This is a genomic window from Leucobacter sp. M11 (genome assembly GCF_035726885.1).
In the GTDB taxonomy this organism is placed as follows: domain Bacteria; phylum Actinomycetota; class Actinomycetes; order Actinomycetales; family Microbacteriaceae; genus JAPFRB01.
This window is the reverse complement of the sequence record NZ_JAPFRB010000005.1, coordinates 242912-256567: the sequence shown is the minus strand read 5'-3', so window position 1 is coordinate 256567 and position 13656 is coordinate 242912. Positions and strand designations below refer to the sequence as shown.

Below are 13656 nucleotides of genomic sequence, written 5' to 3'. Positions count from 1 at the left end.
CTCCAGCTCGGCGAGAGGCAGAGCCTCCCGCCGAGCTGCGGCGTCAGCGAGCGAACCCGCGAGCAGATCGGTGAGCACGGACCTAGTGGGTCTTCTTGGGCACGAACTTCGGGCCGCGCACGCCGTATCCGGCCTTGGCCATGACCCAGCCGACGATCAGGCCGAGCAGGAGCAGGCCGGCGGAGGCCCACACGAGCCACGGCATGTTCAGGAAGAAGGCAACCGTCCCGATGGTGACGGCAATCAGCATCACGACGACAGCGGTCCAGGCGGCGGGTGAATCGCCGTGACCAGGTTCTTCGTGCTGGGTAGTCATGTCTCTCCTCATTACTGCGAAACGTTCGTGGCCGCTGGCCAACGGACCAGGGGCTCCGTCAAGACTATCGCGTCGGCGGGTCTTCGTGCGAACCGCCACTCGCTTCGGGCGCTTCGGGCGCAACCGGCGCTTCGGCGCCCTCGTCCGCGAGCCGCCCCGGCCCCGCCTCGGCGGGCTCGTCCTCGGCGCTGCCGTCCGCGGAGGGGTCGCCGCCGCCGCTCAGCTGATCCCAGTCGGAGATGCGGTCGGGCTCCTGCGCAGCGCCGGCGACAGCCGGGGAATTCGCGGCGCTCGTGTCGTACTTGCGGCCGCCCCGCGGCCAGCGGTGGCCGGTGACGACCACGAGCAGACCGATCAGGCCGAGGACCACCCCGGCGGTCGCGGTCACCGCGGGCCAGGGGGTCACCGCGATCGAGGTCACCGTGCCGTAGCTGGCCTCCTCGCCCGCGAGCCCGGTCAGCTCCGCGAGCACGTCGAGCGCCGCGGTGCGCGGGGAGCTCATCACGCCGAGGCTCAGCGAGAGCACACCCGCGCCGAAGCCAACGGCCAGCAGGCCGAGGATCACGCGAAACACCGGACCGGCGATCGTCAGGGCGACGGTCAGCGCGAGGGCGGCGAGGCCAAAGGAACTCAGCCCCGCCGAGGCCTGCTGACCCGTGAGCACCGCCTCGTCAACCGAGGCGGCGCCCTCGGCCAGCTCCAGCGTGTACCAGGTCTGGGTCGTGCCAAACAGGGCGGCCCCCGCCGAGACGAGCAGGAGGAGCAGGGAAACGCGCTTCAGGCGCTTCGCCCCGGTCATCGGGCACCCCCCGCCGGGAGCGGGGCCAGGGTGTTGGCCACCGCGACCGCGCGCAGCGGCGCGGCCGCTTTGCTCCGGCACTCCTCGAACTCGGACAGTGGATTGGATTCGTGCACGATGCCGCCTCCCGCTTGAACTCTGGCCACGCCGTCCCGGATGGTCGCCGTGCGGATCGCAATGGCGAGGTCGGCGGAGCCGCCCAGGCCGAAGTACCCGACCACGCCGCCGTACACCCCGCGCTGGATGGGCTCCAACTCGTCGATGATCTGCAGGGCCCGGGGCTTCGGGGCCCCGGAGAGCGTTCCGGCCGGGAAGGTCGCGCGGAAGGCGTCGATCGCGTTCTGGCCCGGCCGCAGTCGCCCCTCAACCGAGGAGACGATGTGCATGATGTGGCTGAAGCGTTCGATCCGCATGAACTCGGTCACCTCGACGGAGTCCGGCTCGCAGACCCGGAGCAGGTCGTTCCGCGAGAGATCGACGAGCATGAGGTGTTCCGCGCGCTCCTTCTCGTCCGCGAGCAGGTCCCGCTCGTGTTGGGCATCCGTCTCAACCGTGGCCCCGCGCGGGCGCGAGCCGGCGATCGGGTGCGTGTAGACCCGGTCATCGGTCACCGTGATCAACGCCTCCGGGCTGGATCCCACCACGTGGAAGGGCACTCCGTCATTGCCGGTCACGCTCAGCAGGTACAGATAGGGGCTCGGATTCAGGTGGCGGAGCACGCGGTACACATCGAGGGGCTCCGCTCGGCACTCGTGATCGAAGCGCTGGGACAGCACCACCTGGAAGATGTCGCCGTCCACGATGTACTGCTGCGCGCGGCGCACCCCGGCCAGGTAGTCCTCCTGCCGGGTCAGGCTCTCCGGCTCCGCGGTCACGCTGAAATCCAGGGTGGACAGCGGCATCGACATGGGCGCGGCAAGCTGCTCCTGCAGGGCGTCCAGGCGAAGTTGGGCATCCGTCCAGGCAAGATCGGCGTCCGGCGTGTCGCCGGTGTCGCCGCCCAGCACATTCGCGAGCAGGACCACGGCCCCCTCGCGGTGGTCGATGACCACGAGCTCGGAGACGAAGCTGAGCGCCTGCCCCGGGAGATCCGCGCCCGCGGCGGGGCCGTTGGGCAGGTGCTCCAGCTGACGAATCGCTTCCCAGCCGACGTAGCCGACGAAGCCGCTCGTGAGCGCGGGCAACCCGGCGACGGGCTCGGAGGCCCAGCGCGCGGTGATCCGGCTCAGCGCGTCCAGGGGGGCCAGCCCCGCGAGGCCGCCGGGGAGGAGCCGTTCTGCGTCGAGGCCCTGGGCGGCCCAGGTGGCCTCGCCGTCGCGCTCCCCCAGCACCCCGAAGGACCCCGCCCCCACGAAGGAGAAACGGGTGAAGACCCCGCCCTGCCCCGCGGATTCCAGGAGGAAGGTGCCGGGCCGGGAATCGGCGAGCCGGCGATAGATGCTGACGGGGGTTTCCCCGTCGGCGAAGATGACCCGGCAGACGGAGGTCACGGGCTGTGCGGCGTACGCCACGTCGAAGGCCTCCCGCGTCGTGGTGGTGGCGACCTGAGCGCTCATGCTGTCCCTGCTCCTTCTGGATCCTGATCGGCTGCTGCGGAGGTGCCGACGGTCGCGGGAATGCCGCGGTCGGTGAAGCAGCTCTGGGTGCCGGTGTGGCAGGCGGCGCCGAGCTGTTCGACGCGCACGAGCAGCGTGTCCCCGTCGCAGTCCCGGGCGACGCTCCGGACGTACTGACGGTGCCCGGAGGTGTCGCCCTTGCGCCACAGCTCACCGCGGGACCGGGACCAGAAGGTGACGCGTCCCTCGCTGAGCGTGCGCGCGAGGGCCTCCTCGTTCATCCAGGCCAGCATGAGCACCTCGCCCGACGTATCGTCCTGCACGATGGCGGGGATCAGCCCGTCCGAGGAGAAGACGAGCCCCTCGGGGATCCCCGACGCGGCCGCGCTCGGCCCCGGCACGGCTAGGCCCCCTCGGCCAGGCGAACCGAGACGCCCGCGGCGGCAAGGCCCCGCTTGACCTCTTCGATCGTCATAGTGCCGTCGTGGAAGACGCTGGCCGCGAGGACCGCGTCCGCGCCCGCGTGCACGGCCGGGGCGAAGTGCTCCACGGCCCCCGCGCCCCCCGAGGCGATCACGGGCACGGAGCTGAGCTCGCGCACCCGCTCGATCAGCTCCAGGTCAAAGCCCGCGAGGGTGCCGTCGGCGTCCATCGAGTTGACGAGCAGTTCGCCCGCCCCGCGCTCGACAACCTCGCTCGCCCAGGCCAGGGCGTCCAGCTCAGATTCCTGCTTGCCGCCGTGCGTCGTGACGACGAAGCCGGAGGGCATCCGCTCGCTGCGCTTGACGTCGAGGGAGAGGACGAGCACCTGTGCGCCGAAACGGTCGGCGATCTCGCCGATCAGCTCGGGGCGGGCGATCGCGGCGCTGTTCACGCCGACCTTGTCCGCGCCGACGCCGAGCAGGCGGGCCACGTCCTCGTCGCTGCGGACACCGCCGCCGACGGTCAGCGGAATGAAGACCTGTTCCGCGGTGCGGCGCACCATGTCGTAGGTCGTGGCCCGACCCTCGGTCGTGGCCGTGACATCGAGGAACGTCAGCTCATCGGCGCCCTGCTCATAATATTTCTGGGCGAGCTCGACGGGGTCGCCCGCGTCGCGCAGGTTCAGGAAGTTGACGCCCTTCACGACGCGGCCGTCCGCGACGTCGAGGCAGGGAATGACGCGAACGCTCACGGTCATGATGCTCCTTTACTCAAAAACGTGGTGCGGGTCGCCGGTTACAACCGGGCCGCGTGAATGGCGGTCACCAGGATCGCCCGGGCACCGATTTCGTACAGCTGGTCCATGACCCGGTTCGACTCGTCCTTGCGGACCATCACCCGGACGGCGACCCAGCCCTCGTCACGGAGCGGGGAGACCGTGGGCGACTCGATCCCACCGGCGACCTTCGTCGCGGCGTCCAGCCGCTCGGCCGGCAGGTCATAGTCCATAATGACGAACTGGCGGGCCACGAGCACGCCCTGGAGCCGTCGCTGGAGCGTGGCGAGGCCGTCGTGCTGCGTCGGTCCCTGGATGAGCACGGCGGTGGACTCGAGGATGACGGGGCCGAAGATCTCGAGCCCGGCGGCGCGGAGCGTCGCCCCGGTGGAGACGACGTCGGCAACCGCGTCGGCAACGCCGAGGCGGACCGCGGATTCCACGGCGCCGTCGAGCTTGACGGGCACGCAGGTGACCCCGTGCTGGGCGAGGAAGTTCACGACGAGCGTGGGGTAGCTCGTTGCGATGCGCTTGCCCTCAAGATCGGCGAGCTCGGCGAAGCTCTCGGTCGGACCGGCGAACCGGAAGGTGGAGTCGGCAAAGTCGAGCGGGGTGACCTCGCTCGCGTCGGAGCCGGAATCCAGGAGCAGGTCCCGCCCGGTAATGCCGACGTCGAGTGCGCCGGAGCCGACGTAGGTCGCGATATCGGTGGGGCGCAGGTAGAAGAACTCGACGTCGTTGGCGACGTCGGTGTGCACGAGTTGCCGGGTGTCTCGACGGCCGCTGTACCCGGCCTCGGAGAGCATCTGGGCGGCGATTTCGGAGAGGGAGCCCTTATTGGGAACCGCGATACGGAGCATTGAAGCGTGTCCTTTGTTGGCCAACGCGTCCGCGCTGGCGGGTGGTGCAGAGGGGAACCGGGGTGACGGCGGAGGTGGTGCCGCCGCGAACCGCGGGTGGGCGGTCGGCGGCGGGCGTCGCTGCTAGAGGTGCTTGTACACGTCCTGCAGGCTGAGGCCCTTGGCGAGCATCATGACTTGGAGGTGGTAGAGCAGCTGGCTGATCTCCTCGGCGCAGTCCGCATCCGATTCGTACTCGGCGGCCATCCAGACTTCGGCGGCCTCCTCGACGATCTTCTTTCCGATCTGATGCACGCCCGCGTCCAGCCGGGCAACGGTGTCGGAGCCCGCGGGGCGGGTCCTGGCCTTCTCACTCAGTTCGGCAAACAGCTCGTCAAAATTCTTCACGCCACAAGACTACCGCGGCTCGCGGGTGCGGACGTGTCACCCCGCGCAAAACCCGCTCGTCCCGCGGCGGTTAGTGCGTGTGCTGCGCGGCGGCGGCGCGCAGCTCGGCGATGCGGTCCTCGGGAACGCCGCCGTACACCGCGGAGCCAGCCACAAAGGTGTCCGCGCCCGCCTCGGCCGCGATGCCGATCGTGTCCACGGTGATCCCGCCGTCCACCTGCAACCAGAGGTCGAGCCCGTGCCGACGCTTTGCCTCGGCGATGCGGGCGAGCTTCGGCATCATGTCGTGCATGAAGGACTGGCCGCCGAAACCGGGCTCGACGGTCATCACGAGGAGCTGGTCGAACTCGCCGAGCAGCTCCAGGTAGGGCTCCGGGTCGGTGCCGGGCTTCAGGGCGATCCCGGCGCGGGCACCGATGTCGCGGATCCGGCGGGCGAGGGCGACGGGGTCCGTCGTGGCCTCCGCGTGGAAGGTGACCGAGTAGGCACCCTGCTCCGCGTAGCCGGGCGCCCAGCGGTCCGCGTCCGCAATCATCAGGTGCATGTCCAGCGGAATTGGGGACACCGCCTGGATCCGATCCACGATCGGCGGGCCCATCGTGAGGTTCGGCACGAAATGGTTGTCCATAACGTCAACGTGCACGAGGTCGGCCGTCGCGATCCGCTCCAGCTCGTGCTGGAGGTTCACGAAGTCGGCGGAGAGGATACTCGGGTTGATGCGCTGCGCGGGGAAGTCGTTCACCACACCAGCCTACCCAACGGGCGCGCGGAACAGCGCGATGAACATCGCGTCCGTGCCGTGCCGATGCGGCCACAGCTGCACGGACGGCGTGTCGCCGCCGAGGTCGAGCGCGCCGCCCCGGGTCACGGGCGCGAGCGCGTCGCGGGCCGAGAGCTCTTCGAGGCCGGGGTTGCGCCCCAGCATCCGGTCCACGACCACGCGGGTCTCGGCGGGGTGCGGGGAGCAGGTGACGTAGGCGAGCAGCCCGCCGGGCTTCAGGTGCGCCACGGCGGCGTCGAGCAGCTCGCCCTGCAGGCGGGTCAGGCCCGGCACGTCCTCCGGCTGCTTCCGCCAGCGTGCCTCCGGGCGGCGGCGAAGCGCGCCGAGGCCCGTGCAGGGCGCGTCGACGAGGATCCGGTCGTAGCGCTCGCCCGCGTAGGCCTCGTCGCTGCGGCCGTCGTGGGAGACGACCTCGACCGTGTCAGCGACCGCGCGGACCGCGTCGCGCACGAGTGCCGCGCGGTGCGGGGCGAGTTCGTTGGCGCGCACGGAACCGCCCGCGAGCCGGGCCTCCGCGCCGAGGAGCGCGGTCTTCCCGCCGGGGCCGGCGCAGAGATCGAGCCAGCGCTCCCCCGCCTCGATGGGCCGGGCGCGACTCAGCGCGAGGGCCGCGAGTTGGGACCCCTGGTCCTGCACGCGCAGCGCCCCCGCTGGGTAGCCGCGGCCGGCGCCGACGACGCGGCCGGGGTTGCCCCCGTCGAGCACCGCTCCCGTCGGGGCGGGGCCGACGACGGAGACGCCCTCCGGCATCTCGAAGCCGGGCTCCGTGAGCCCGGGAAGGAGGGCAAGGTTGACCTCGGGAGACGCATTGTTCGCCACGAGCAGGGCGAGCAGCTCGTCCTCGCGGCCCTCCTGGCGAAGCGCGGTGCGCATGGCCCGAATGATCCACTCGGGGTGTGAGTAGACCTGCGCGAGGGCCTGGTCGGCGCTCTCCGCGTGCTCATCGATCTCGTCGAACCAGGCCTCCGCCTCCAGCCTGCTCACGCGGCGCAGCACGCCATTCACGAAGCCAGAGGCGCTCTGCGTGCCCACCCGGCGCTGCAGCTCCACCGACTCGTTCACCGCGGCGTGATCGCTGACCCGCATCCCGAGGAGCTGATGCACACCCAGGCGCAACACGGTGCGCGGGGTCGGGTCGATCTCGGTGATGTCGCGTCCCGCGGCGAGCTCGATGATTCGGTCGTAGCGGCCCCGGTTGCGGAGCGTGCCGCCGACGAGCTCGGTCACGAAGGCGGCGTCGAGCCCGGCCAGGCCCGCAGAGCGGATGCGCTGCGCAAGGACGAGGTTGGCGTAGGCGTCCGACTCGTCGACGTCGCGGAGCACCTCGTAGGCCACCGTGCGCGGGGAGACCGTGCGCTGCCCGGCGATCTCGGCGCTGCGGCGCTCGGCGGCCGTGCGCTTGGGCTGACCGCCCCCGCGGGCCTGCGTCTTCTTGCCGGTGTTCGCGTGCGGTGCGTGCTTGCGGGCCTTCGGGCCCTGATCGGGTGCGGGTGTCATGCGAAACGTACCTCTCCGCCGCGGCTGCGGACCCAGTCGGCGGCGTTCATGGCCGCCTTTCCGGCGGGTTGCACCCGCACGAGTTCGAGGACCCCGTCGCCGGTGCCCAGGAGAACGGTCGCCCCGAGGAGCCGAGCGACGCCGGGCGTCGGCACGGCTTCGCCCTCGGGCAGCGCGACGGCGCGCAGCTCGGGGACCTTCACGGACTGGCCCTCCACATCAAGGAAGGCGCCGGGCTCGCTCGTGACCCCGGCCCAGTGCGCGAGCACCGCGGCCGCGGGCTGACGGGGGTCGAGGCGGCCGTCCTCGCGCTCCAGCTTGTGCGCGTAGCTCGCCTCCCCGAGCTGTTCGCGTGCAGTCAGGGAGCCGTCGCCGAGCCCGGCAACGGCGTCGAGCAGCGCGGCGGTGCCGGAGAGCGCGAGGGCGCTGAGCGCGTCGTCTGCCGAGGTGCCCGGGGTGACCTCGAGCGCGTCCTCCGTGAGCACGGCCCCGGCGTCGAGGGCGGCGACGAGGCGGAAGACGGCGAGCCCCAGGCGAGTCTCCCCCGCCATGAGCGCCCGCTGCACGGGGGCGGCCCCGCGCCAGCGAGGAAGCTCGGAGAAGTGCAGGTTGATCCAGCCGAGGCGCGGCAGGCTGAGCAGCGGCTCCCGGATGAGACCGCCGTAGGCGACGACGACGCCCAGCTCGGGTGCGAGGGACTCGATCTGCGCGGTGACCGCATCATCGAGTCGGTTCGCCTTGATCGTGGGCAGGCCGAGCCGCTCGGCGGCGCGGGCCACGGGCGAGGCGGTCAGCACCCGCTTGCGCCCCACGGGGGCGTCTTCCCGGGTGACCACGGCGAGCACCTCGTGCCCGGCCCCGACGAGGGCCTCCAGACTGGGAACGGCGACCTCGGGGGTCCCCGCGAAAACAATACGCATTCACCCATTGTCCCACCCCGGCACGCTCCGCGGGGACATCCCCGCGCCGGGGCACGCGGGGATGTCCCCGGGACGGTGCCGCGCACGCGTCCCCGGGCGGAGCGATGCCCGGCTAGGCGTCGAAGACGCCGCGGTCATCGAAGCGGAGCCGCAGGCTCCCCGCCCGATTCCCGCCGCGGCGGGCCCGAGACGCGGAGCCCGCGGCGTCGGCGACGAGCGCGCCGCGCAGCCGGCTCGCGACCTCCGCGCCCTGCGGGTAGTCAAAGCGCACGATCGCACGCACCCCGGCGGGCTCGCCGGGCGCGGCGGCGACGGGGCTTGGCCCCAGCACGTCGACGCCGCCCAGGCCCTCAAGCTTCGCCACGGCGGCGCGCACGACGGGCTCGGCCCCCGTGACGGCGGCAACGCGGACGGCGGGCGGATAGCGCAGCTCGCGGCGCAGGGCGAGTTCCTCGCGCAGCCAGTCCTCCAGGCGTCCGGTGGCGAAGGCCTGCCCGATGGGGCCGGCGACTCCGGCGAGGAGGCAGCTGGCCTGCGGTCGGGCGAGCGCGGCCGCGTTTTCCCACCAGCGCAGGCAGTCCTCCCCCACGCGAAGCGTCTCCGCGGCGAGCATGCGTTCCCCGTCGAGCAGGAGCACGCCCGCGTAGCCGCCCGCCGCGCGTGGCTCAGCGCCGCGCGTTGCGACGATGAGCGCGGGGCGGGCATCGACCTGCGTGATCGGGGTGTCCCCGTCGCTGAGCATGACCCGAACCCCCGGGAACTGCCGCTCGAACTGCTCCACCGTGCGGGTGGCCCCCGCCCCGCGCAGCTGCACCCGCTCATGCTGGCAAAAGCCGCATCGCCAACGGGTTGCCGCGGTGCCGCACCAGCGGCACACGCCGGGCCCGTGCTGGGAGCGGAACGCGAGCGGACCCGCGCACGCTCCGCAGACCGCGCGCTCGTGGCAGCGTTCACAGACCGCGACGGGCGCGTAGCCGGGCGCGGCGACCTGCACGAGCACCGGTCCGGTCGCGAGCGCCTCGCGCACCATCCGGATCGCCATCTCCGGGATGCGACCCGGCGCTTGATCGCGCTGCTGGGTCTGCGCGCTCAGCACGACCCGGGTGCGGGCCGGGGTCTGCGCTGGCTCCCGGAGGTAGCCGATGTCCAGCAGGCGCTGCGTCTCCGCGCTCCGGGTGTGCCCGGCGAACACGAGACCGGCCTCCTCCTGCTGGGCGCGCACGAGCGCCGCATCGCGCGCGTGCACATACGGGCTCAGGGGCTCCGCGAGCAGCGGGTCGCCGTCGTCCCAGACCATGATTGCGCCCAGGCGGTAGGCGGGCGCGTACACCGCCGAGCGGTTGCCGACGATGATGTGCGGGGCCGGTTCCAGGCTGCGCAGGAAACGCTCGTAGCGTTCCGCGTTGGACTGGCGGCTGTCCACGCGGAACACCTCAGGCACGCCAAGCCCGTCGAGCGCGTCGGCGAGCTGGTCGAGGTCCCGGTAGTCGGGCAGGGCCACGATGCAGCTGTGCCCCGTCGCGAGCACGGCCGCGGCGGAGCGCGCGAGATCGGCTGCCCAGCGGCCCACCCACTCCCCGTTTGGCAGCTGCGCAGGCCCGTGCGAGGCGCGGATCGCGACGCGGCCCCCGCTCACGAGGAGCTCGGCCAGCTCGCGTTCCGGCTCGTTCAGATCGAGCGCCGCGTCCCAGGTCGGCTCGGGCTCGGCCGTCGCCTCGGCCGCCTCCTCAGCGGGGCCCGGTGCCGGATCGTCGGAGGCCGCCTCGGCGGCCGCGCGGGCGGCCAGGTATTTCTTTTCGACGCGGACCTGCCGGGCGGGAATCGCGAGGCGCAGAATGTCGTTCGCGCTCCCCCCGGCGCGGTCGGCGACGGCGCGGGCGAGCGCCGCCACCTGCGGGGTGAGCATCGGCACGGTCGAGACGAGGTCGGTGATCTCGTGCAGCTCCCCGCCGAAGTCGGAGGCGGCGACGAGGTCGATGACGTAGCCGAAGGCGTTGCGCTGCTGGGACCGAAAGGGGACCCGCACCCGCTGGCCCGGGCGGATCTCCCCGAGCAGGGCCTCGGGGACCCGGTAGTCGAAGAGGTGGTCGAGCTGCGGGAGCGCCGAGTCGAGCAGCACCCGCGCGACACCGCCCCCCGCGGTCACGCCGAACCGAGCCCCGCGGCCAGGCGCAGCTCGTCCACGCGGTCGGTGCGCTCCCAGGTGAAATTGGGGAGCTCGCGACCGAAGTGGCCGTAGGCCGCGGTCTGCGCATAGATCGGGCGGATCAGGTCGAGGTCGCGGATGATCGCGAGCGGGCGCAGATCGAAGACCTCGCTAATCGCGCGCTCGATCCGCTCCAGGGGCAGGGTCTCGGTGCCGAAGGCCTCGACGTAAAGACCCACCGGGCGGGCGCGGCCGATCGCGTAGGCCACCTGCACCTCCAGGCGGGAGGCCAGGCCGGCGGCCACGGCGTTCTTGGCCACCCAGCGCATGGCGTAGGCGGCGGAGCGGTCCACCTTCGAGGGGTCTTTGCCGCTAAACGCGCCGCCCCCGTGGCGGCTTGCCCCGCCGTAGGTGTCGATGATGATTTTGCGGCCGGTGAGCCCCGCATCGCCCATCGGGCCGCCGACGACAAAGGGGCCAGCGGGGTTGATGAACAGTTCCGCGCCGTCGCTCGCGAGGGGGGCGCGCTCGAGCACCGGGCGAATCACGGTGCGCTCAATCGCGTCCCGGAGGGCGTCCTGGCTGATCGTGGGTGCGTGCTGTGTCGAGAGCACAACCGCCTCGACCGAGACGGGCCGCGCTCCCTCGTAGCCAATCGTGACCTGGGTCTTGCCGTCGGGCCGCAGGAAGTCGAGCTCACCGCTCTTGCGCACCTCGGCCAGCCGCTCCGCCATCCGGTGCGACAACCAGCTCGCCATGGGGTGCAGTTCGGGGGTCTCATCCGTGGCGTAGCCGAACATGATGCCCTGGTCGCCCGCGCCCTGACGGCTGAGCGGGTCCGCGGCCTGGCCCGTGCGCGCCTCCAGGGATTCGTCAACGCCGTCGGCAATATCGGGCGACTGCTGCCCGATGGACACGGAGACGCCGCAGGAGTTGCCGTCAAAGCCGGTGTCCGAAGAGGTGTACCCGATCTCGCGGACGGCATCGCGAACGAGCTGGGGAATCTCGACGTAGCCGCTCGTGGAGACCTCCCCCGCGACGTGCACGAGGCCCGTCGTGACGAGGGTTTCGACGGCGACGCGCGCCCCCGGATCCTGGGCGAGCATCGCGTCCAGGATGGTGTCGGAGATCCGGTCGCAGACCTTATCGGGGTGTCCCTCGGTGACGGACTCGGACGTGAACAGGCGAAGCGTCGACATGGTTCCTCTTTCGCGGCTGCGTTTTTTGGGTGGGGGGTCATTCAGGCCCCGTCGCGCCGGGCGCGCGGGGCGGGGTTAACCGGAAAGCGCCGTCCCCGTGCGGGGACGGCGCTTCCTCGGGTGCTGACGAGTCTACTCGGCGATCTCCGTCATGCGGAGCTTCTCCTCGGCGATCTCGTGCAGCGCGATCGACAGGGGCTTGTCCTCGACGGTGGAGTCCACCAGGGGGCCCACGTTGTCGAAGAGGTTCCCGTCGTGCAGGTCGGTGTAGTAGTCGTTGATCTGACGCGCGCGCTTGGACGCGAAGATCACGAGCGCGTACTTGGAGTCGACCTTCGACAGCAGCTCATCAATGGGCGGGTCGATGATCCCGTTTACGTTCGCCATGTGCGTCCTCTTCCTCAGTGTCTCTGCATCAAGTCTACGATGCTTTGCGCCGCATCAGCGACCGTGTCGTTCACAATCACAGCATCGAACTCATCCGCGGCGGCCATTTCGACCTTCGCGGTGCTCAGGCGACGCTCGCGCTCCTCCTCGGTTTCGGTGCCTCGGCCGACGAGTCGCCGGACCAGCTCGTCCCAGCTGGGCGGGGCCAGGAAGACGAGCCGCGCCTCCGGCATGGCCTTGCGCACCTGGCGCGCGCCCTGCAGGTCAATCTCCAGGAGGACGTGCTCGCCGCGCTCGCTTGCCTCCTCCACGGGACCCCGGGGGGTGCCGTAGCGGTGGGAGTTGTGCACGGTCGCCCACTCCAGGAGCTCGCCCCGGGCCAGCATCCGGTCGAAGCGCTCGTCATCGACGAAGAAGTAGTGCTCACCGTCGACCTCACCCGGGCGTGGCGCCCGCGTGGTCGCCGAGATCGACAGCCGGATACCCGGGAAGTTTTCCCGGATGTGGGTGGCCACCGTTCCCTTGCCGACCGCGGTGGGGCCGGCGAGGACGGTGAGCCGCGGGCCGGCGCCGCCCATCTGGAAGCGCTCGCGGATAAACTCCTCCAGCCGAACGCGCTGCTGGCGGCCGAGCCCGCCGAGGCGCTTGCGGTCAGAGATACCGAGCCGTTCCAGGATCTTGGGGGCCTTCACGGCCCCGATCGCGGGCAGGCTGAGCAAGAAATCGGTGATCCGCAGGCTCGCCGCGGCGCTGTCCCGGTCGAGCGACAGCTCGAGGGCGCGCAGCGGGGTGATTTCACCGGAGCGCAGTTTGTCCTTCAGTTCCGCGCGAGCGCGTCGGGCGGCGACCGCGGCGCGGTTGGCCGCGGCGCGATCGACTTCGGGCATCTCAGCCATGTCTGACTCTCCCTGGGGTTGAGTGAATAGATTCCGCGTGCTCCCGCACGCGCTGAGCGAGGCCGGCCGAACCGCCGCGGAGCACGCTCCGCGACTCGCTGACCAGCAGTGCGGCGCCGAGCGCGCCGAAGATCGTGCCCGCCTCGGCCACGCTGGCCCCCTGATGGCCAAAGCCCGGGGCAAGGACGGGCAGCGCCGGGGTGCGCTCCGCGTCGGTGTCGATGCCGAAGTCGGCGAAGTTCAGGGTAGCGCCGAGCACCGCCCCGACCGAGCCGACGGCCGTCGCGTCCGCGTTCGACGGCGCGGTCAGGCGGTGCTCGGCATTAAACGCGGCGATCTCGGCGAGCAGCTGCGCGCTGAGCGAGCGGTCCCCGCCGGAGCCGTCCGGAACCCGGGCCGTCTGCACGGCCTTCGCCTCCGGGTTCGAGGTCGCCACGAGCACGAACAGTCCTTTGCCGTGCTCGGTGACGTGTCCGAGGGCCCCGGCGAGCGTGCCGAAGCCCTGGAAGGCGGAGGCCGTCATCGCGTCGGACTCCAGCGGGCTGCCCGGCGACAGCCAGGCGTCCGCGTAGGCGTCACAGCTTGAGCCGACGTCGCCGCGCTTGACGTCGGCAATGAGGAGCACCCCGGCCTCGCGGGCGTCCGCGAGGACCCGCTCCAGGGCGGCGTAGCCCGCCGCCCCGAAGCGCTCGAAGAAGGCCACCTGCGGCTTGA

At 71.7% G+C, this 13656-nt stretch carries 15 protein-coding genes and 1 pseudogene; all 16 read right to left on the bottom strand.

What is annotated here, in order from left to right:
* Positions 1 to 78, bottom strand: a pseudogene (locus OOT08_RS16600) (indole-3-glycerol phosphate synthase TrpC); the annotation flags it as partial.
* A gap of 4 nt (positions 79 to 82) precedes the next feature.
* Positions 83 to 316: a DUF6704 family protein gene (locus OOT08_RS16595; protein WP_325093936.1), complete on the bottom strand. Its 234-nt coding sequence runs from the start codon at positions 314 to 316 to the stop codon at positions 83 to 85.
* Between the two features lie 64 nt (positions 317 to 380).
* Positions 381 to 1115, bottom strand: coding sequence for a Trp biosynthesis-associated membrane protein (locus tag OOT08_RS16590; protein ID WP_325093935.1), 735 nt, complete (start codon positions 1113 to 1115; stop codon positions 381 to 383).
* The gene (locus OOT08_RS16585; RefSeq protein ID WP_325093934.1) at positions 1112 to 2671 is read right to left on the bottom strand and encodes a chorismate-binding protein; all 1560 of its coding nucleotides are present in this window, start codon (positions 2669 to 2671) and stop codon (positions 1112 to 1114) included. Before OOT08_RS16585 ends, OOT08_RS16590 begins: the two co-directional genes overlap by 4 nt.
* Entirely contained in the window at positions 2668 to 3072 is a 405-nt protein-coding gene (gene hisI, locus OOT08_RS16580) for a phosphoribosyl-AMP cyclohydrolase (protein ID WP_325093933.1), read from the bottom strand. The genes OOT08_RS16585 and hisI overlap by 4 nt, the downstream gene beginning before the upstream one ends.
* Before the next feature lie 2 nt (positions 3073 to 3074).
* Positions 3075 to 3851 carry an imidazole glycerol phosphate synthase subunit HisF gene (hisF, locus tag OOT08_RS16575; protein ID WP_325093932.1) on the bottom strand — a complete coding sequence of 259 codons (777 nt, stop codon included), beginning with the start codon at positions 3849 to 3851 and terminating at the stop codon, positions 3075 to 3077.
* Positions 3852 to 3889: 38 nt separating this feature from the next.
* Positions 3890 to 4729 (bottom strand): ATP phosphoribosyltransferase, encoded by an 840-nt coding sequence (hisG, locus tag OOT08_RS16570; protein WP_325093931.1) that lies wholly within the window; start codon positions 4727 to 4729, stop codon positions 3890 to 3892.
* A gap of 123 nt (positions 4730 to 4852) precedes the next feature.
* Positions 4853 to 5116: a phosphoribosyl-ATP diphosphatase gene (locus OOT08_RS16565; protein ID WP_325093930.1), complete on the bottom strand. Its 264-nt coding sequence runs from the start codon at positions 5114 to 5116 to the stop codon at positions 4853 to 4855.
* Positions 5117 to 5186: 70 nt separating this feature from the next.
* Complete coding sequence (gene rpe, locus OOT08_RS16560) at positions 5187 to 5858, bottom strand: ribulose-phosphate 3-epimerase (protein ID WP_325093929.1); 672 nt, start codon at positions 5856 to 5858, stop codon at positions 5187 to 5189.
* A 9-nt stretch (positions 5859 to 5867) separates the two neighbouring features.
* On the bottom strand, positions 5868 to 7394 hold the full coding sequence (locus OOT08_RS16555) for an RsmB/NOP family class I SAM-dependent RNA methyltransferase (protein ID WP_325093928.1): 1527 nt from the start codon (positions 7392 to 7394) through the stop codon (positions 5868 to 5870).
* The gene (locus OOT08_RS16550) at positions 7391 to 8314 is read right to left on the bottom strand and encodes a methionyl-tRNA formyltransferase (RefSeq protein WP_325093927.1); all 924 of its coding nucleotides are present in this window, start codon (positions 8312 to 8314) and stop codon (positions 7391 to 7393) included. Before OOT08_RS16550 ends, OOT08_RS16555 begins: the two co-directional genes overlap by 4 nt.
* A 112-nt stretch (positions 8315 to 8426) precedes the next feature.
* Complete coding sequence (locus OOT08_RS16545) at positions 8427 to 10460, bottom strand: hypothetical protein (protein WP_325093926.1); 2034 nt, start codon at positions 10458 to 10460, stop codon at positions 8427 to 8429.
* Positions 10457 to 11659, bottom strand: a complete 1203-nt coding sequence (gene metK / locus OOT08_RS16540) for a methionine adenosyltransferase (protein WP_325093925.1) — start codon at positions 11657 to 11659, stop codon at positions 10457 to 10459. The genes OOT08_RS16545 and metK overlap by 4 nt, the downstream gene beginning before the upstream one ends.
* A 132-nt stretch (positions 11660 to 11791) precedes the next feature.
* Positions 11792 to 12046, bottom strand: coding sequence for a DNA-directed RNA polymerase subunit omega (gene rpoZ, locus OOT08_RS16535; RefSeq protein WP_325093924.1), 255 nt, complete (start codon positions 12044 to 12046; stop codon positions 11792 to 11794).
* 14 nt (positions 12047 to 12060) lie between these two features.
* A complete protein-coding gene (gene gmk / locus OOT08_RS16530; RefSeq protein ID WP_325093923.1) occupies positions 12061 to 12942 on the bottom strand; it encodes a guanylate kinase in 882 nt (293 codons plus the stop codon).
* Positions 12935 to 13656 (bottom strand): orotidine-5'-phosphate decarboxylase (gene pyrF / locus OOT08_RS16525; RefSeq protein ID WP_325093922.1); only part of this gene is annotated, 722 nt, incomplete at its 5' end. The genes gmk and pyrF, both read right to left, overlap by 8 nt.

Bases quoted from the DNA above. Each gene is read 5' to 3' on its own strand.
- OOT08_RS16550 (WP_325093927.1), bottom strand. From the start codon at position 8,314: ATGCGTATTGTTTTCGCGGGGACCCCCGAGGTCGCCGTTCCCAGTCTG.
- OOT08_RS16585 (WP_325093934.1), bottom strand. From the start codon at position 2,671: ATGAGCGCTCAGGTCGCCACCACCACGACGCGGGAGGCCTTCGACGTG.
- hisF (WP_325093932.1), bottom strand. From the start codon at position 3,851: ATGACCGTGAGCGTTCGCGTCATTCCCTGCCTCGACGTCGCGGACGGC.
- OOT08_RS16595 (WP_325093936.1), bottom strand. From the start codon at position 316: ATGACTACCCAGCACGAAGAACCTGGTCACGGCGATTCACCCGCCGCC.
- hisG (WP_325093931.1), bottom strand. From the start codon at position 4,729: ATGCTCCGTATCGCGGTTCCCAATAAGGGCTCCCTCTCCGAAATCGCC.
- metK (WP_325093925.1), bottom strand. From the start codon at position 11,659: ATGTCGACGCTTCGCCTGTTCACGTCCGAGTCCGTCACCGAGGGACAC.
- gmk (WP_325093923.1), bottom strand. From the start codon at position 12,942: ATGGCTGAGATGCCCGAAGTCGATCGCGCCGCGGCCAACCGCGCCGCG.
- OOT08_RS16590 (WP_325093935.1), bottom strand. From the start codon at position 1,115: ATGACCGGGGCGAAGCGCCTGAAGCGCGTTTCCCTGCTCCTCCTGCTC.
- OOT08_RS16555 (WP_325093928.1), bottom strand. From the start codon at position 7,394: ATGACACCCGCACCCGATCAGGGCCCGAAGGCCCGCAAGCACGCACCG.
- rpoZ (WP_325093924.1), bottom strand. From the start codon at position 12,046: ATGGCGAACGTAAACGGGATCATCGACCCGCCCATTGATGAGCTGCTG.